At 33.9% G+C, this 19,694-nt stretch carries 18 protein-coding genes; all 18 read right to left on the reverse strand.

All coding sequences use genetic code 11. The features are described from left to right. Window positions 1-3: 3 nt before the first annotated feature. On the reverse strand, window positions 4-2,199 hold the full coding sequence (locus QY331_11785) for an HDIG domain-containing protein (protein WKZ68630.1): 2,196 nt from the start codon (window positions 2,197-2,199) through the stop codon (window positions 4-6). Window positions 2,200-2,204: 5 nt separating this feature from the next. Then, window positions 2,205-3,050, reverse strand: a complete 846-nt coding sequence (locus tag QY331_11790; GenBank protein WKZ68631.1) for a Cof-type HAD-IIB family hydrolase — start codon at window positions 3,048-3,050, stop codon at window positions 2,205-2,207. Between the two features lie 126 nt (window positions 3,051-3,176). Then, entirely contained in the window at window positions 3,177-4,607 is a 1,431-nt protein-coding gene (locus QY331_11795) for a sodium:solute symporter (protein ID WKZ68632.1), read from the reverse strand. Window positions 4,608-4,617: 10 nt separating this feature from the next. After that, window positions 4,618-4,977 (reverse strand): STAS domain-containing protein, encoded by a 360-nt coding sequence (locus tag QY331_11800; GenBank protein WKZ68633.1) that lies wholly within the window; start codon window positions 4,975-4,977, stop codon window positions 4,618-4,620. Between the two features lie 37 nt (window positions 4,978-5,014). Beyond that, a complete protein-coding gene (locus tag QY331_11805; GenBank protein ID WKZ68634.1) occupies window positions 5,015-5,545 on the reverse strand; it encodes a hypothetical protein in 531 nt (176 codons plus the stop codon). Beyond that, entirely contained in the window at window positions 5,542-7,566 is a 2,025-nt protein-coding gene (gene ligA, locus QY331_11810; protein WKZ68635.1) for an NAD-dependent DNA ligase LigA, read from the reverse strand. The genes QY331_11805 and ligA overlap by 4 nt, the downstream gene beginning before the upstream one ends. A gap of 5 nt (window positions 7,567-7,571) precedes the next feature. After that, complete coding sequence (locus QY331_11815; GenBank protein WKZ68636.1) at window positions 7,572-8,402, reverse strand: helix-turn-helix domain-containing protein; 831 nt, start codon at window positions 8,400-8,402, stop codon at window positions 7,572-7,574. Window positions 8,403-8,413: 11 nt separating this feature from the next. Beyond that, on the reverse strand, window positions 8,414-9,781 hold the full coding sequence (rsmB, locus tag QY331_11820; GenBank protein ID WKZ68637.1) for a 16S rRNA (cytosine(967)-C(5))-methyltransferase RsmB: 1,368 nt from the start codon (window positions 9,779-9,781) through the stop codon (window positions 8,414-8,416). 157 nt (window positions 9,782-9,938) lie between these two features. Beyond that, on the reverse strand, window positions 9,939-10,190 hold the full coding sequence (locus QY331_11825) for a type B 50S ribosomal protein L31 (protein WKZ68638.1): 252 nt from the start codon (window positions 10,188-10,190) through the stop codon (window positions 9,939-9,941). A 61-nt stretch (window positions 10,191-10,251) separates the two neighbouring features. Further along, window positions 10,252-10,935 (reverse strand): hypothetical protein, encoded by a 684-nt coding sequence (locus QY331_11830; protein WKZ68639.1) that lies wholly within the window; start codon window positions 10,933-10,935, stop codon window positions 10,252-10,254. 4 nt (window positions 10,936-10,939) lie between these two features. Then, window positions 10,940-11,533, reverse strand: coding sequence for a sigma-70 family RNA polymerase sigma factor (locus tag QY331_11835; protein ID WKZ68640.1), 594 nt, complete (start codon window positions 11,531-11,533; stop codon window positions 10,940-10,942). 88 nt (window positions 11,534-11,621) lie between these two features. Continuing rightward, window positions 11,622-12,635 carry a DNA polymerase III subunit delta gene (gene holA / locus QY331_11840; protein WKZ68641.1) on the reverse strand — a complete coding sequence of 338 codons (1,014 nt, stop codon included), beginning with the start codon at window positions 12,633-12,635 and terminating at the stop codon, window positions 11,622-11,624. 105 nt (window positions 12,636-12,740) lie between these two features. Continuing rightward, the gene (locus QY331_11845; protein WKZ68642.1) at window positions 12,741-14,207 is read right to left on the reverse strand and encodes a sodium-dependent transporter; all 1,467 of its coding nucleotides are present in this window, start codon (window positions 14,205-14,207) and stop codon (window positions 12,741-12,743) included. A gap of 7 nt (window positions 14,208-14,214) precedes the next feature. Next, window positions 14,215-14,853, reverse strand: a complete 639-nt coding sequence (locus QY331_11850) for a peptidylprolyl isomerase (protein ID WKZ68643.1) — start codon at window positions 14,851-14,853, stop codon at window positions 14,215-14,217. A gap of 40 nt (window positions 14,854-14,893) precedes the next feature. Then, window positions 14,894-15,544 (reverse strand): hypothetical protein, encoded by a 651-nt coding sequence (locus tag QY331_11855; GenBank protein WKZ68644.1) that lies wholly within the window; start codon window positions 15,542-15,544, stop codon window positions 14,894-14,896. Continuing rightward, window positions 15,544-16,614, reverse strand: coding sequence for a lysylphosphatidylglycerol synthase transmembrane domain-containing protein (locus QY331_11860; GenBank protein ID WKZ68645.1), 1,071 nt, complete (start codon window positions 16,612-16,614; stop codon window positions 15,544-15,546). Before QY331_11860 ends, QY331_11855 begins: the two co-directional genes overlap by 1 nt. Continuing rightward, window positions 16,601-17,203 carry an outer-membrane lipoprotein carrier protein LolA gene (locus QY331_11865; GenBank protein ID WKZ68646.1) on the reverse strand — a complete coding sequence of 201 codons (603 nt, stop codon included), beginning with the start codon at window positions 17,201-17,203 and terminating at the stop codon, window positions 16,601-16,603. Before QY331_11865 ends, QY331_11860 begins: the two co-directional genes overlap by 14 nt. Next, window positions 17,200-19,692 carry a DNA translocase FtsK 4TM domain-containing protein gene (locus tag QY331_11870; GenBank protein WKZ68647.1) on the reverse strand — a complete coding sequence of 831 codons (2,493 nt, stop codon included), beginning with the start codon at window positions 19,690-19,692 and terminating at the stop codon, window positions 17,200-17,202. Before QY331_11870 ends, QY331_11865 begins: the two co-directional genes overlap by 4 nt. Window positions 19,693-19,694: the final 2 nt, after the last annotated feature.

Below are 19,694 nucleotides of genomic sequence, written 5' to 3' on the forward strand. Positions count from 1 at the left end.
TGCCTATTCATTCTCTTCCATTTCATTCTGCTTCGGATATCTGATTCTTTTATGATGTTGACCAACCAAAATGGAAATAAATGATTCTTTAATTTTCTTTAAATCTTGCAATGTAATTGGCGATTCATCAAGTTGACCATCGTCAATTCTCTGTTTGAATAAATTATTGATAACATTCTCTACTTTTTTAGGATCGGCATCGGTCATCGATCTTACAGCAGATTCACAAGCATCGGCTAACATAACAAGTGCAGTTTCTCTTGTGTTAGGCTTAGGCCCGGGGTAACGAAAGTCATCTTTATTCACATTTTCTTCACCTAATTCTTGCTTTGCTCTCTCATAAAAAAATGCTATTACTGTTGTTCCATGGTGCATTGGAATAAAATCAATTATCTCTTGAGGAAGTCTTTGTTCTTTTGCGAATTCAATACCTTTTACAACATGTTCGATTATAACTTGAGCACTTTTTTGTGGATTAAGTTTCTCGTGAATGTTTCTATTATCAATTTGATTTTCTACGAATGATCCCGGATCGAATGATTTACCTACATCATGGTAATACGCACCCACTCTTGCTAAAATCGGATTGGCTCCAATTTTTTGTGCGGCAGTTTCAACTAATGAGGCCATTGTTATAGAATGTGAAAATGTGCCCGGAGCTTTTGCCGCAAGTTGTTTTAATAAAGGAGAATTAAAGTCGGTTAATTCCAACAAAGTTAAATCAGTTGTAATATTGAAAATTCTTTCGAAGAAAATTATTAGTCCATATGTTAATACCGGACTTATCAATGCATTTGTAGCAGCGAAACCGGAATTAACCAATATTTGATCGATTGGGGCAAATCTTTCCAATCCAAAGGCAAAGATTGTTATTATATAACCAATTAAAATAAATAGAAACGATCTGAAGATTTGTGAGCGGTTTTTTATATCCCTAACTGTGTATGCAGCTAAGCCTCCTGCGACAATATTCATGACAGCGAAAGCGTAATCATTTCCTCTTAATGCTCCAGTTATCAATGCTATTACAATTGTGCCATAAAATCCAACTCTGGAATCAAATATAATTGTTAAAAGCATTGAACCGGCTGGGACTAAAATTAAATACTCAATCGGTGCATTTACTACAACCAATTGTACTATATACCCAAGCGAACTTATAAGTAAAATTATGATGGCAAGTAGTAATACTTTAATATTATCGTTATAAATTTTCTTTCTGAAGAGATAAATATAAATTGAGAAAAGTGATAGGATAGCAAGAATATGTAAAAACTTTCCTACTGATTGCGCAAACTCACCCCAAAAACCGGTTGATTCCCCCTTAGCAATTTTATAGGAATCAATCTTTAACTTGGTTTCGGCAGAAATTCTGTCATGTTTTGCAACTATTCTTTCGTTTTCATTTACAATTCCGACATTTCTTGGGATTTTATTTTTGGCTCTCTCAATTGCTTCATTAGTTAGTTCAGAACTAAAAATTATATTTGGTTTAACGAAATGGTAGACATATTCATCAACTGCACTTCTAATTTCGTCGCTTGAATTAAGATTGTTCCTTACAAATAGTTGAATGAAATTTTTGGCAGCGTTATCATCTAAATAATTTCTTTTTGAGACGTCTCTTTCAAATCTACCATCTCTCAATGTAATTGAATCTTTTTTAATTTCATCAAGTGATGTACTCAATAACCCTCTTTTATAAATTCGATCTACAATCTGTTCGGAAAGTTGGAAGATAGATCTTAGTCTAACACGATTTGTACTTCCAATTAAATTCTCTTGTCGTCTAATATTGAGTAATCTTCTGTAACTATCGTCGGTTAAAAAAGTTGGGTTACTGAATTGTTCATTTCTCTCATTAAGATGCTCATCAATGTATTCAATTAGAAAATTATTGTACGAACGAATAGAATCAATCTGTTTACTTTCAATTGAACTCTCAAGTATAAAAATGGGATTAACATTATCTTGAGCATTTTTAATTTCTCGTTTGTAAACATCGGGATCTTTAAGCACTTCAAAAGAAGTTGAAGCAATTAAATCGTCTTGAATCCAAATCGAACCAATTGAGACTTCAAATTCGAGAGATTCCCCTTTCGGAAACATCAGCAATACAAGAATTATTGAGACAAGAACTAGAAGGATTCTTACTCTTAAACTTGTTCTGAGTTTCTTTTTTGTTTCTTCGGTAAACATAATTTTTACTTTTTGGCCCTTACTACCATTTCTAAAAATTCTGCAGTTCCATCATCATGGAAAGATCTGGTTAAAATATGATCCGCTAATCTTTTAATTTCGGGTACTGCATTACCCATTGCTATCTTTAAAGCTCCGGTTTCAAATAAGCTTCGGTCATTAAACCAATCACCAATAACAGCAGTTTCCTTTATACCAATTTTAAGATAATTGTTAAGCTTTTTTAATCCTTTTCCTTTGCTTCCACCACTTTTCCTTATTTCAAGATAGTAAATTCCACCATGAGATTGTGATTTATAAAAAGATGTCACTAATCCAAATGAATAAGGAAATTGAAATTTCTTATTTACATATTTCACAGCTTCTTTTGAATCACCGGTAATAACAATCTCTAGTGTGTCCGGGATATACTGATCATATGATTCAACTTCTTTATACTTTGCTCCGTATTTATCAAGCAAAGATTGAACACCGGAATTTTGTTCATCATAATAAATTGCTTCATCATGACAAAGAGCAATTCGCAGCAAATATTTATCTGCCATTTGAATTGCTTTTCTTACATACTTATCCGGGATGGTAGATTCTGATACAATTTTACCTTCAGGATGGCTTTTGATAAGAGTACCATCAAGAGAAATAAGCGGTGAAATAATATTTAAAGTTTCTGCATGATGCAGAAGCGCACTATGTTGTCTGCCCGAAGCAAACGAAAATCTTACTCCCATTTCTCTAAGTAACTTTACATATTTAATCGTCTCTTGACCAATTTCGTCTCGCTCATTGACTAATGTGCCATCGACATCAAATACAATTAGTTTCAACTTTTTTAATCGGTTTTTGTCAATCAAAAAATTCACCTAATGTTGGTTATGTTTAACAATTAGAATATTTATGTAAACTAAAATAACAGAAATTATTGAAAGATTTGACTTGCAAGGCAAATAAATACCTTAAAAAAACTAGCTATCCTTGATTTAGGACTTTTGAAAGAATGCTAGTATTGTACCGGAAATTAATGTTATTAACACACCGATAAAAGTGTACCAAGTCCATGCGACAAGATTCAAGCTTATGAAAATTCCCATTCCAACAAGCCCAAGGATAAATGAAATTATAGCAAAATTTTGATTTATTCTTTTATTTAAAATTCCCAGCAAAAACGTTCCGAGTAGTCCGCCATATGTAAAAGAAGCAATCGACAAAGCTAACTCGACTACCGATTGAGATGTATTCATAAAGAAAATAGCAGCACTAATTAACAAAAGTGACCAAAAGATTGTCATTAATCTGGAAATTCTTAAATTTTTCTTATCATCATCTGTATTAAAGAACTTTGGAAATAAATCAAATACGACCGACGAGGAAAGTGAACTTATAGATCCGGCTAGTGTTGACATTGCAGCGGCAAATAATCCGGCAATTATTATTCCTGTAATTCCAACCGGTAAATTGTCAATTATAAATTTCGGGAAAATTTCATCAGCGCGGATGTCTATCTCTCCATAAAATGCGTAGAGTGAAATTCCGATAAACAAGAATAACGCAAATTGAAAAAAGACAGCTATGCCACTTGTAATAATTGCCTTTTTTGCCTCACGCAAATCTTTAGTTACAAGCAATCTTTGAACAATTAACTGATCAGTACCATGTGACGCCATCGAGAGAAATGCACCGCCAATTATTCCCCCAATTAATGAATAAGGTTCCTTTATAAAAGCGCTAAAGCCAGATGCAAAACCTAAGTTTATCAATTCAAATTTTTGTGAATAATCACTTTGGAAGACTGCAGTAATTCCACCCGGTAACAGTGAGTTAAATAAAAACCAAAGAGAAATAATTGCACCACCGATATAGACGAACATTTGCACCACATCAACCCAGATTATTCCTTTGACACCACCAGTTACTGTGTATAGAAGTGTAATAACTGCAATGATTAATATGGCATAAGGATAGTCTATCCCCAATAAAAGTTTAAGTGGTATGGCTGTTGCAAAAAGTCTAACACCATCAGCAAGAAGTCTAGTAAAAAGGAACACTATTGACGCAAATGATCGTGTTTTATTTCCAAATCTATTACCTAAATAAGCATATGCCGTTGAAAGTTCACCTTTAAAATATTGCGGCAAAAGTACAGAAGCTACAATTATCCTCCCGATTATATATCCGAAAGCAAGTTGTAAAAAATTTAGATTTGTTAAATAAGCTAATCCGGGAATGGAAATAAAAGTAAGTGAGCTTGTCTCAGCGGCAACAATTGAAAATGTTACGGCCCACCAAGATACTTTATCGGACCCAAGAAAATAATCTCTGGTGGTTTTTTGTTTACCACCGGAAAAATATCCTATTAAAGCAATGATAAGTAGATATATTGATATAATTACAAAATCGAGTGTACGATCCAATAGGAATTACCTATATTTTCTTTAGGTCCTCGATTGCTTGCTCGACGGTTTCTGTGATTGGCAATATTCTATCTAGTTGTGAAATTTCTATCAGACTTTTGACGTTCTTTGTTGGTGATGCGATTCTGATATGTCCTTCTTCCGATTGTAAAATTCGGTAGGCTAAAAGAATAGCGCTTAAACCAGAACTATCACAATAATCAACTTCAGCTAAATCAATAACTAATTTATTAACATCGTCTGTATGCAGAAGAATTGTGAATTCGCCTTTAACTAAACCGGCAATTTGTGAATCAAATCTTTTTTCATTTAATCTGAATACGGCAATATCGTTGATTCTTTTTAGTTCAAAATTAATATTTTCGTTCATAATTGAATATCTCGTCTGTAAAATGAATTATAAATTTTTATAACATTTGAATAGAATTTAAGAAATTTCTATAAGAAATTTCAGCATTATTTTGATGATTTGCTATCTGTAAATCATATAAATCATCGGCTTTTATTTTTTTAAATCCCGCAACTAAATCCGATTTCGATATATTGGCCAAAATTCCTAGAAACAGGCTTTCTTCTCTATTTAAGTCCAGAGCTATATCAACTTCCAACAATAACAATTCTTCAACCAGGGAGCGCACAGGCAGTCCAAATTTAGAAATAGATTCTTCATTATAGGTAATTGTCTTAAACTGAAATTCTTCTTGTGCAATGTGTTGAAATTTTTCATTAGTAATTAGAATCACTTCTTTGTTATTTTTCTTAAAAAAAGCCGGAATATCTAATGCTTTTAAAATGTCTTCTGCATTATTTGGTAGAACAATCAAAATTTTTGATGAATTTGAAATCAAACTCTTAAAATTTTTGGGTGAAGATTTTTTATTTAAGTATTTTTTTTTAGCAATAAAGAATGCAATATAATTTTTAATTGACTTAATCACTTACCTTTCTCAATCAGTGATAAAAATTCGTCTTCGGTTAAAATCTTAACGCCAAGTTTTTCGGCTTTATCCAATTTTGAACCAGCATTTTCTCCAACAACTAAGTAATTCGTATTTTTACTAACACTTCCAGTAACCTTTCCTCCTCTAAGTATAATCATTTCTTTTGCTTCGTCTCTCGTAAATTTTTCCAAAGTCCCCGTTAAGACGAATGTAAGGTCTTTTAAGTTCTCCGAGACATCGGATTTTTTTTCTTGCTGAAAAATCAATCCGGCCTTTTTTAATCTCTCTATAATTTTAAGATTATCCGAAGTAGCAAAAAACTTAATTACACTATTGCTGATTGACGGCCCAATTTCATGTATTGATTCAATTTCTTCTGCAGTTGCCTTTACAATTTCATCAATATTCTTAAAATGTCGAGCAATTTTTTGTGCCGCTCCGCTGCCGACAAACCTAATACCTAGTGCAAACAATACTTTTTCAAATGGTCGTTTTTTACTTTCTTCGATTGACTTAATCAAATTGGAGATACTTAATTCCCCGAATCCTTCAAGTTGTGTCAATTCATTTTTATGAAGGTGCAGATCATAAATATCTGCATATGATTTTAAGTAATCCAAATCCACAAATTGATCAATTATGGATCTACCAAGTCCCTCAATATCCATAGCTCCGCGAGATGCAAAATGTTCAATCTTTCCTTTAACCTGGGCCGGGCACGTATTGTTTTCACAGTAAATAGCTACTTCACCCTCTGGTCGATACAACTTTGAACCACAAACCGGACAAGTTTTAGGAGCAAAAGTTTTCTTAATATTGGAATCGCGTTTTGATTTAACAACCTGAACAACTTTGGGGATTACGTCTCCTCCCTTTTCAATAATAACAAAATCGCTTTCCCGGATATCTTTCCGCTCAATTTCTTCAATATTGTGTAATGTTGCTCTACTAATTGTCGAGCCCGCAAGAAATACTGGTTCAAGTTCCGCAACAGGAGTAACAGTTCCTGTTCTACCAACTTGCCAAGTAATTTTATTTAATTTTGTTTCAACTTGCTTTGCTCTAAATTTATATGCTACTGCCCACCTTGGTGATTTTGCTATACTGCCAAGTGCGCGTTGATATTTAACTGAATTTACTTTAACCACAACCCCGTCAATTTCGTATGGTAGTTTATTACGATCTACTTCCCACTTATTGCAGTAATCCAAGACTTCATCTATGTTTCTGCACAACTTATAATTTGGATTTACTTTTAAACCGAGTTCTTCTAATAAGGATAATGATTCAATCTGCGATTCAATTTGACCATTTTCTAATGCAAGAAAATAAGTGAAAATATCCAATGGTCGCTTTGAAACTAATTTTGGATCTTGAAGTTTTAATGTACCGGCGGATGAATTCCTTGGATTGGCAAAAGTCTTTTCCCCATTAGCTTCGCGTTCAGCATTAAATTTCTTGAATGCTTCTACTTCCATAAAAATTTCACCACGCACTTCAATTTTATTTAAATCGTATTTGGCAATGTTCAATTTCTTTATTTTGAGTGGTACACTTCGAATAGTCTTTACATTATTTGTAATTTCTTCGCCTGTTGTACCGTCACCTCTTGTAGCAGCCGAGACTAATTTAAAGTCTTCGTAACGAATCGAAACCGAGACTCCGTCAATTTTCAGCTCTGCCACGTATTCGACTTCCGAAAGATTTCCAATACCTTCTCGAACTCTTCTATCAAAATCACATAATTCTTGCTGACTATAGGTGTTTGACAAACTCAGCATTGGGATTCTATGCTGAATCGGTTGGAATTCTTTAGTAAGGTCTGATCCAACTCTTTGAGTAGGTGAATCGGGAGTTACTAGCTCAGGATATTCCGCTTCTAGATATTCTAATTCTTTATAGAGTTTATCATATTCTTGATCTGTGATTTTAGGATTTGTTAGAATATAGTATTGGTAGTCGTGGTGACGAATTTGTTCTCGTAATTCTTCAATCCTTTTTTCGATATTAGAACTCATAGAACTCAGTTAGAAGAGTTTTGTAATCCATCTTGGTTTATTGAAAATATTTTGCGTTGCCCTTTTGTACCGTTAATTGTAACTGGATTCCCGTTTAATTCAAGTGAAATACCACCGGCATTACCAACGATCAAATCAAACTTTCTCGCTGCTTTAACAGCAATTGAACTATTTCTGTACAACATATATTCTTTATCCACTGCTTCATCTATAGTTATATTTACCCAACAAGTATCATCGGCTTTAATAATAAGGCTCAATGAATCAGCTGATACGGCTAAATCCTGGGGGCTCGGTTCTTCATTTATATCAAATCGTTTTTTTTGTTCATTCAATACTTCTTCAAATGGCTTTTCAACAACAATATCAGGAGAGGAATTTTTAAAAAACATGAAATAGGAGGTAATCGATAAAATTAGAAGTAATCCAATACCGCCATAAAGAAAAATCCTTTTATTGCTTGAAGGAGTTTCTCCAACAGGGTTAACATTACTAATATTATCATTAAATTCTTTTTTCTTCTCGAGTTGTTTTTCAGAAGCAGAATTATCTATCGTTTCCTGTTGATCTACGGGAGGATTGATAGGCTTACCTTGTTTTGCTAGTTTATATTTTTCTAAAACTTGTTTAGGATCCAAATTACACAGAGCAGCATATTCCTTTATGAATGCCGTGATATATACATCCGGAAGAATAGCGAAATCACCTTCCTCGATTGCTTTCAAAAACTTCAAATCAATGCGAGTCTTAGACGCAATGTGCTGTAAGCTTACTTCAGCTTTTTCTCTTGCTTCTTTTAACTCATAAGCAAGTAATTTTAATTCATCAATAGACATCCATATGACCCTTATCTAATTCTTTTTAACTTAGCTGCAAATGATCCATCTATTCCATGAATGTTTGTATAGGTCTGAACACAACCATTAGAATCGCATAACTCATCACCGAAAATATTATTTGCCTTGACAAGTTCAAAATCGGGATTCTTTTGCAAAAAAGCACTCACAATTTCAAAATTTTCTTCAGGTTCTATTGTACACGTGCTGTAAACAATAAAGCCACCAACTTTTAATTGTTTGGCAGCATTCTGAAGCAATTCAGATTGTGTTACATTCAATTTTCGTATATCACCAATATCTCGTTTCCATTTGATATCGGGTTTCTTTCTTAAAGTTCCTAAACCCGAACATGGAACATCAACTAGTATTCGATCAAATTTTTGTTCGTCTTCAAATTGTCTGGAATCAGCGACTATCGGTTTGACAATTTTAACATGCATTCTCTCTAAGTTCTTGTTCAATATACTTAAGCGGCTTTCAAATTGATCGAGTGCTATAATCTCCCCTTCATTACGCATCAATTCAGCAAGGTGGGCTGATTTACCTCCGGGTGCGGCACAAAAATCCAAAACTCTCATACCGGGTTTAGGGTCAAGAAGGATTGGAGGGAAACCTGTACTTTCATCCTGAACACTAAAATAACCTTTCGCAAAATATTCCCACGCTGTTATGTTTGTAAGATTTGCTAACCTTATATATTCAGGTAAATATTTTGTATCCCCATGCTCAAGATTTACCTTATTTAAAAGCTGCTTTAATTCAATCTTGTTTGTAACAAGATTATTAACTCTTAATGTTAAATCGGGTTTATTATTGTTGGATTTCAGTAACTCTTCAGTAAAATCTCTGTTGAAATTTTTGAGCCATCTTTTAATCATCCATGTTGGATGAGAGTAATAAGCGGATAGATAATTTACTTCCTCCTCTTTTTCATCCGGGTAACGTATTCCGTTTTTGCTTCGTATAATATTTCTTAATACTGCATTAGTTAAATCGGCTGGTTTCTGACCTTGTATTTTTTTTACAAAATCGACTGCTTCATTAACCGCTGCATATTCCGGAATTTTATCTAAAAACAATATTTGATAAAGTGCTACTCGCATCGCATTTTTTACATTGGGAATACATTTGGAGAATTGCCCTTTGTAAAATCCGTTAAGTATCCAATCAATTTTTCCAAGCCAACGAATTACCCCGTGAACAATTTCGAAAAGTAGTGCTTTATCGACTCCGGAGAGTTCGGAATTTTTAATTTCTATATCTAATAATTTATCTAGGTAAGCATCTGTTCTATCAACTCGATTGAGAATCTTAACAGCTAGCCCTCTAACCCCTGTGTAAATTTCCGGTCCTTTATAAATAATATCCTGTTCCATGAAATATAAATTCCTTGCTTATCAATACAATGAAGTTTATTAAAATAGTAAAAATAATGGATTAATTTTGGATGTAATGAGTGTTGAGGCGATCTAAAATTTAAAACAAAAAAGGGCTGCAACTTTTGTTACAACCCTCTTTTTGAAAACAAAAAAATTATTTTTCCTTGCGACCATATTTTCTATTAAACTTCTCAACACGTCCGGCTGAATCAAGCATCATCTGTTTACCTGTAAAAAATGGATGTGAAGCGCTTGAAATTTCTAATTTAACAAGAGGATATTCATTCCCATCTTCCCAAATGATTGTCTCTTTGGTATCGATAGTAGATTGTGTAAGAAAAGCATAGTCTGCTGACATATCTTTAAAAACAACCGGTCTGTAATTAGGATGTATTCCCTGTTTCATTTGTCACCTAGTATAATTTTATACGAACTGTAAATATATTTAACCTAAGTCTTAAATACAACTATTTTCTTTCAACATTTTCGGCTTTTTTGAGCGAATCGAGCATATTTTTGTGCAATTTCAGTGCTTCCGGGCTGGGTCTTTCTTTGAACAAAAATCCATCAAATTGAGTTGGTTGAGAACCTCCGCCAACCAAACGCCCTCTTTGCAATGATGCAGGTTGATTTCTATTTCCGCTTACAAAAGAATCAAGATCGAGTGAATTTGAATCATCAAATGGCAAATTTACTTCTTCAACAGTAACGGCATCGGAAGGTTCAACAACAACTCGAACCACATTATTTACATTTGATTGAGCAACAATTGCAGCTTGATTTGCTTCATTCGTTATTGTTTCAGAAATGGTTTCAGGATTAGAAAGTACAATTGTATCAGTTTTTGCAATCGAATAATTAGCCCTTACCGGTGGTGTGGCTTGAAACGGATTTTCTAAATTTACCTCTGAATCACTTAGAACAAAAAACAATAAAATAGTTGAAAACGCCAATGCAGCGGCCGGTACAATTTGTTTACTAAAATAGAATCTTTTTTCCGGTTGAGAAAGTTCAAAATTCTTATTCTGGATTTTAACCATGAGGCTATACTCAAAGTTATCGTCCGCCTTTTCTTTAGGTAGATTCTTTAAGTCGTTTATCAGTTTGGTAAATTTTTCTTCTTCATTAGATTTGTAAATATTAATTCCCATAGGCTTACTCTTTGTATATATTTTTTAATAATTTCTGAAGTTGTGTTCTTCCTCTGTTAATTCTTGATTTTACAGTACCGATTGAAAGTCCGGTGATATCAGCAATTTCTTCATATGAAAATTCTTCAACATCTCTGAGAATAACTACTTCTCTATAAACAGGTTTTACTTTTAACAGTGCACTTTGGATGATTTTACTTTTGATATTGCTATCTGCTAATCTATCCGGTTCAAAATAAGACTTGTCCTCAATTTGGAGTTTCTTACTTTCGTCATCATCAATCGAATTATCGAGAGAGTAAATTTTCCTTCTCTTTCTTCTCTTTAATTCATTTTTAGCTAGATTACCGGCAATAGTATAAATCCAAGTCGAAAATTTCGCAAATGATTTGTATGAGTCCTTGTTCAAGTAGAATTTTATCATCGTATCTTGAACGATATCGGTACTGGCATCGCGATCACCAACAAATCTAAAAACAAAATTGGTCAAGGGGTCTTTGAATCTCTTAACCAAAATTTCATACGCTTCAAGAGTTTCGTTATCCTGAAACTCTTTGATAAGTTCTTCGTCCGTAAATTCTGTAAGCTTTCTACTCAATGGATTTTATACCTTTTACGATAAAAAATGTTTCAAACAAATTAGTCTAATTTCTATCTCTTTTCAATTTTTTTGATGTCAAAACTAATCAATCCGGAATCATCTCACTTATTAATATTGTTAGGACAGTCCTTGGGTCAGCGGATGTTGTTTTCAGAATTAAATCTGCCTTAAAAAGTGCTTCGGCGGCTTTTTTAAGATGACCCGGATTATTGTAAATTTTGGAATTGGTAGTATTCTTATAATAGAAGAAATTTGCCCCGGCTTCCTTTGCAGCTTCCGCCAATTCAAAACGTTTACTTTTTAACTCAATTGACTGCATGTTAAGCAAAAAATATCGGCTCAAATTGGCAATAAGTTGCCCCATTTCAGTCCCACTATCTAACAAATTTATTGCGATTTCTAGTGCCTTAGCTTTGTTTCCCCTGCCAATTTCGTCTTGCAAATTGAAGGTAGTATATTTTCTTGTGGTCGAAGCAAGCGAAGAAATTACATCAAAAGTTAGTACTCCTCCCTCACCAACATAATCATACATCTTATTCACCTGATTCTCAAGAAGTGATTTTTCATCACCAACAATTTCAGTTAACGCGACAGCATTTTCATAGGATAATACTACCCTGTTCTTTTTAGCATGCTTTACCAACCAATCAGCAAGTTCATCCGGCTTTAACTTTTTTGCTTCAAACATCAATTTATTTTTGTGAAGTGACGCATAAGGTTCAGTCTTAGTTGCCGTTACTGTGCCATATTGAATAAGTATTAAGTGAAGATATTCGGGAGGGTCGGTTATTAATTCCACAAATTTATTTTTTTCATCAAGATTATTAAAATCTTTTATAACAATTAATTTTTTCATCCCTCCAAAGGGAAATGCCAAAGCTAAATCGATAATATTTTGTGATGAACTATTTTTATCTGCTGAAATAATTTCTTTGTCAAACTCAGAACCGATTGACGGTTCGATCCAGTCAATTAAAATTTTTAACGCACCATCGATTGCAAAAGTATCCTCACCGCATAGAAAATTAACATGCGGTAATTTATTTGATTTCACCAATTCCGGAATTTCATAAATTGATCTATGTTGAACTTTTGCCATTTTGTTTCTTCTTTTTTTCGTGCTTTATAGCTTTTGAAAGAAAATATAGAAATCCACCCCAGACTATAGCTGTAACAAATAATAAAGTTAGAATGAAAACAAGATTCATTTGCTAAGCCAGTTTGGATGAACAATTTTTTTATTAAAAAAGTAAAATACTAAAATAAAGAGTCCCCATTGAACTAAACAAGTTCCGGCATTTTCTGCATGAAATGGGTTCCACCATAGAGGATCCCACGTTACCGATGAAATTAACCACCAGAACAATAATACAATTGCTTGCAGAGGTATTAAATACTTCATCGAAACATTGAACCATTTTCCAATTTTTATATCACTTCCCGGAGCATTTATTATTTCCTGCCTAAACTTATCGACCCCAAATTTATTGACAGCGAATGCAATAAATGCACCGCTCAAAACTAATCCAACCCCCCAGACCCAATCCTGGTTTGTAAAAAAATCAAGATTTAAAGCCGAGGGTAAGCCTAGAACAAAACCGGCAGCCGCAACAATTTTAATAGCTTTCTTCCGATTCATTCCATAATCAATAAATACACGAGTTGTTAATTCAATCAAAGATATTAGTGAAGTTAGTGCAGCAAATGAGAGAGCAAGGAAAAATATTACTGCAAAAAAAGAATTTAATCCAACACTGTTGGATATTTTCGAAAAGAGAATAGGCAAATAGATAAATGTCAATCCAGTATTTGCCGGACCGGATTGAGATATTTGATTCATCGCATCAACCGAGCTTAACGCAAACACCGTTGAAAAAATTGTAATCCCGGCAATAAGTGAAATGGAGTTATTTCCAAACCCAATAAGTGCGGCATTTAAGGGGATGTCCTCTTTCTTTCTCATGTAAGTAGCATAGACTAAAATTAATCCCCAACCGGCACCGGTATCCCAAGCATTTTGTGTAAGTGCATTTAGCCAAACTTTATAATCAAGTAAAAATTCTGATTTTGGTGTAAAGAAATATTCAATTCCCTCGATAGCGTTTGGTAATGTAATGGCTCGAATAAAGAGTATAAGTAAAATGACAACTAATGAAGTGACCAGTATTTTATTAGTTTTCTCAATTCCTTTTACAATTCCCCTATAAATTACAATTGCACCAATACCGATTGCTAATGCGTGAAATAAAACCGGCAAAGAACTTGTTGAGAAATTATTCCAGTACTCTAAGTGACTTTGAGTCTCAAATAAATTTCCTGAAATTGCAGAAGAGAAATAATATAAACACCATCCGGTAACCACCGAGTAATAGAACATAATAGCTGTGGATACGAGAGCAATGAATGCCCCCATCCAACCAAATTGTTTGCCTGCAGTTTTTGAGATTGCCCCAACCGGTCCGAGGCGTGTTGATTTACCGATAGCAAATTCAGCAATGATAAGAGGAATAGACCAAAATAAAAGGAATACAACCCAAGGGATTAAAAATGAACCGCCGCCGTTCTGTGCAACAATTCTAGAAAATCGCCAGATATTCCCGGTACCGACGGCAATACCGAGAGTAGCAATTATCAATCCCCATCGAGATGTAAAAAACTCTTGTTGCTTCATTCAATAATTAATTTACCTTAGCTCTTCTTTCGATTGTAACCTTTTCCATAACCACCGGATCTATTGGGCGGTTAAATTGTGGATCTGTTGGCACTTTCCCAATTTTTGATATCACATCCATGCCGCTGATGACTTTTCCGAAGACTGTATGTCTGTCATCAAGGTGCGGTGTTGGAGCAAGAGTTATAAAAAATTGGCTTGTATTTGTGCTTGGTCCTCTGTTTGCCATTGAAAGAATTCCAGCCGAATTATGTCTCAACGATGGAACGAACTCATCGGCATAAGGTTTGCCGTCATAAATACTTTTTCCACCGGAACCCGTTCCGGTCGGGTCACCACCTTGGATAACAAATCCATCAATTATTCTGTGAAAAGTTACACTGTCATAAAAATTTTCTTCTGCTAATGTTACAAAGTTTGTAACTGTAATAGGAGTTTCGTTTGGGTATAGTTCCATTTCAAAAGTACCCATATTTGTTTTGACTACTGCTACCAAAATTGAATCCGGTCCAATAGTAACATAATTATAGCTTTCTTCTTTATTCACTTTAGTCTCTTGTTTTATGTGTTGTTGTTCATTTTCTACTTTTTCGGTACAATTTGTTACTGTAAATAAAATAATTACCATTAGGATTATTTTTTTCATAAAATTGCTCCTTCATAATTTATAATTGATCTAAAATAATTTATCTGATAAAATATGAAACACCTATTTTAACACCGAAAGCTAGAGTATTAAAATCAACTTTTTCTTTTAATCCGGCAGCCCCCAAAGTATTTCCGTTATTTGATGCTTCACCTATGATATCATAACGAATATCGGCACCGATAGATGCATAAAAATCTCCACCTAATAGTGTATGAGCTAACGATTTTAATACTATTCCAAAACCATTAGCAGTATAATTTATAACACTATTCGAAGTAGGAAGTTCTTCATCAATTGAAATAATTCTATAACCGACTCCTCCTCCAAACTTAAATTTGTAACCAACGCCTTGAACTACATAGAACGCAAGTAATGAAGGACTATGAGCAGTGTAAGATAAATCGTATGTGCCCAAACCTCCATAAGAAGTATTGTATGAAAATAATTTATTTTCATATTCCAAACCGAGATCGAATGTTTTACTTATTGAGTAATCAATTTCACCGAAGAAGGTGACTGCACTTGAGTATTGGGCTAATTCTTCACCCGCCGGTGCTAGGTTGTCTATATAATCTTTTAGTGAAGGAGTTGACTGAAATGAAATTCCCATACCCCCAGTGATGTCAAATTGAGCACTAAGATTAATTAAGCTTATCAAAAATATGATCGATGCTAAAATATTTTTCATTATGACTCTCTCGAATTTTTGAGTACGGTAAAGAAATTTTCCTTATTATAACCGAGTTTAACTTGTCTCTTGTTAACAAGATATGTAAATAAAACAGTAGATAGAATAAATGCGATGTAAGAAATAAAGTGGGTCAGCAATGCAAAAGCTGCACTAATTTCTTGTCCAAATCCATATAAAGTCGTTAAGACTAAAATGGTTATAGCGTGATATGAACCAGTTCCACCCGGAGTTGGGATTATTATACCAAAGGCACTAATTGTCATAAGAACCCAGGCCATTTCAAAAGTAACATCTTGAATCTCATTCATATTCAGCATATAAAAACCGATATATGAATTCAATCCGTAAACAACCATAATTACTACACTTAATAAAAAAGTGTAGAAGTAACTTTTGCTCGTTTTAAGAGCTGCAAACCCATCTGTAAGAGTATGAAAAATGTAAGCTACTTTTTCCGCAGAGTTTTCAGAAATTTTTCCGATAAAACGAACAATTGCATTATAAAATTTTTCCTTAAATTTTACCGTTAAGTATAAAACTATAATTAACAACAAAATTACCGCTGCTCCTAATATCAATGCTGATGAAAGCCATGTGACTTCTTTATAAAGATCTCCTGAGTATATCGTTACACTTATTAGCACAGATATACCGAGAGCAAGTATATCGATAATTCTTTCCACGATGATCGTTCCAAGCATTGAAGTGCGAGAAATACCTTCCCACTTTGCAAGAAATAAACCTCTGTAAACTTCTCCGAGACGCGGGATCACACAGTTAACTCCATAACCAATCATCGTCGCACCCAATAAATTAAACACGTGTGTATCTTTCTTGACAGAACCAATAATTATTTTCCACCTAACCGCACGTATATAATGTGAAAGTGAGAATACTACAAGAAATACCAAGAAGTATGGAATTGATATATGCGAAATTAATTCGAATGCTTCCGAAAGATTTACATCTTTGAATGCCAAATAAAGAAATAAACCGGTTAGTAAAAACGGGAATACATAACCGACCGTTTTTCTAAATGTATGTTTTTCATTTTTATCTGAGGTCAATTACCTGAATCCCGTCAGATGGTTCGAAGATAAAGAACTTGTCACTTAGTTTTCGGTTCACTTTTGTGCTTGATAAGTAAACTCTATAACCTTGATCCATAAAATCTGTAAGATGAATTTCATCTATTAGTTTCTCGGAATTAACAACTATTTTCATTTCTTTAAAATTCAGTTCGGTTGATTTTGGTTTCAGCAATAAGATATCTCTGCCCTTTTCGTCGGTTCCTCTCGTCACATTGCATTTTGCCGGAAACTCAAACACATAATCATTTATTGAAAATGAATTTTCATTATCTTCAATCGGTGTTATAATTACTTTATTATTTCTTTGGGTATAATTCCAAACTGATTCTCCATCGCTAATCATTGTTCTTGATTTTAATTCTATTTTAAACTTGTCAACTGATTTATAATAAAACTTACCGGTTTCTACATTACCGGTGACTGTTTCCAATCTAAAATCAGCATGGAAATCATTTACACTCTCATATTTTTCCTGAAGTTCATTTAATAATTTTGAACCGTCTTCAATTTGAGGATTAAATAAAAACAATAATGTTATAAAAAGTATCTGTATTGAAATTATCATAATGACCTTAAAATCATTTCTAATTGTTCTTCATTTTCGACGAGAACTTCTCTAGCTTTACTGCCTTCTGATTGACCGACGACACCGGCTTGTTCAAGCTGGTCAACAATTCTTGCCGCACGAGCATAACCAAGTTTCAGCCTTCTCTGTAATAATGATACTGAACCCTGTTGATGCCGAACAATCATCCTTGCAGCTTCTTCAAACATATCATCCAATTCAGTAATAAAACTTGAATTGGCTTTACTTTTTTTCTCAAACATTGAAGGCAAGAAAAATCGTTTGCTGAAACCTTCCTGCAAATAAATGAATTTAGTTATTTCTTCAACTTCGTCTGAAGTGATAAAGGCATTCTGAATTCTTATCGGTTTGGGCATTCCTCCCGGTAAAAATAACATATCACCACGACCAAGCAACTGTTCAGCTCCATTCATATCGAGTATTGTACGCGAATCAATTTTAGTAGCAACCTGATATGCAATACGTGCGCTAAAGTTTGCTTTAATTACACCGGTTATTACATTAACAGATGGGCGTTGTGTTGCAACAATAAGATGAATACCAACCGCTCTTGCTAATTGTGCTAATCTCGCTATGGGCTCTTCAACTTCTTTACCGGATGTCATCATCAAATCAGCTAACTCATCAATAACAACGATTATGTACGGCATTTTATAATGCTTCATTGAATCAGTGTCTTTCGGTTTACGTTTCGGATCGGTTACTCTTGCATTGTAATCCACAATATTTCTAACACCAATTTTAGCAAGTTTGTCGTAACGTTTTTCCATCTCAAATTCTACGGCTTTTAATACAAGCAATGCATTTTGTGGATTAGTTATTATCTCTTCGTCAATATCCGGTGAAACAGCTAAGAAGTGTCTGTTTAATCTTTTATAAAATGATAGCTCAATCTTCTTTGGATCGACAATTACAAATTTTATCTCGGAAGGATGTTTAGCATAAATCAAACTAGTTAGAATCATGTTGATTCCAACACTTTTTCCCGAACCGGTTGAACCGGCAATAAGCAAGTGAGGCATCGTAGCTAGATCAGTTATATAAACATCACCCGAGATTGTTTTACCGAGAGCTAACGGGAGTTCAGCTTTACTCTCTTTTAATTTTGCAACCACCGAACGTGCTTTAACTAATTGTGATTCAGCATTCGGTATTTCCACACCAATTGCGCTTTTACCCGGTATTGGTGCGATAATTCTTATTCCTCTTGCAGCTAATGCTAAAGCAATATCATGTTCCAGACTTACAATTCTGCTGATCTTTACTCCCGGTGCAGGTACAATTTCGTACAAAGTAACCACCGGACCCGGAGTTACCGAGATATCCTCAATTTTAATATCGAATAAAGCTAATTTTTCTTTTAACAGTTCCGCATTTCGTTTTAATTCTTCTTCAGAAATTTGGAGTTCAGTTTCTTTCGGTGCTTCAAGTAAATCGATTCGGGGCCATTTATATTTTATTTCCTCTTCCCACTGCTCCGGTAGTTTAGCTTCTTCCATCTTGTCAATTATCGGGTCGGTATCAGTTTCTTTCGTATCTTTATCTTTTACTTTCTTGTCATCTAATTTAGCGATGTAGGGATCTTCAACTTTGGATTCTTCTTCTATAATTCCTTCGGGTTCATCTTTTTGTAAAATTCTAATTTTTGTATCAAGTTCGGGTTCAACCGATTCCACTTCTATTGAGCCGGGTGTAAATCCTACTTCAACATCAGCATCCTTTTCTCGAAGCTTTTTAATCTTGGCTAGATTGCTTTCTTTTTCTTCATCATCAGGTTTCTTGATGCGAATAACTTCCTTTTGTTTCTTTTCTTCTTTCTCAAACGTCTCCACCCAAAGATTCTTAAAGAATTCTAGAATCGGTGTAAATTTTATATCGAACGATATTATTAGTGTTATGACTAATGCGGTAACAAGGAAAATAATTCCACCGAGACCACCGAGAAGATTGCCAAGAAGATTACCCAAGAAGTCTCCTATCTTACCTGAGTATTCTACATTGTCCGTTAGTAAATCAAATTCAGTTGAGTTTCTGAGCAGACCAAAGAATGCCGAGAAAATTAAACCTATAACCAAAAAAAAGTTTGAAAGATAAACTGCGGTTTTTGATTCTTCATTTTTAAGAATTGTATATCCCCAAATAAACATAATTACGGGAAATATAATTGAAGCATAACCGATAGTTGAATGTGTGAGGAAATAAGAAATATGCGCACCGATTATCCCAATCCAGTTATTTATCGAAACTATTCTGCCCGCTTTTTCTGAAGAGAGATTAAATATATTTAAGTCATTTCCACCCATTAATTGAGAAACATCTTTAGAAGAATATGAAAGAATACTCAAAAAAATGAGCATGGCAAATACAGAAAGAATTATTCCGAATAATTTTTTCTTTTTCTCAACAGAAATGATAAAATAATTATTCCCGTTTTTTGAATTATTTTTCTTCGCTTTAGTTTTTGCCATCA

It is taken from the genome of Melioribacteraceae bacterium (assembly GCA_030584085.1).
Taxonomy (GTDB): Bacteria; Bacteroidota; Ignavibacteria; order Ignavibacteriales; family Melioribacteraceae; genus SURF-28.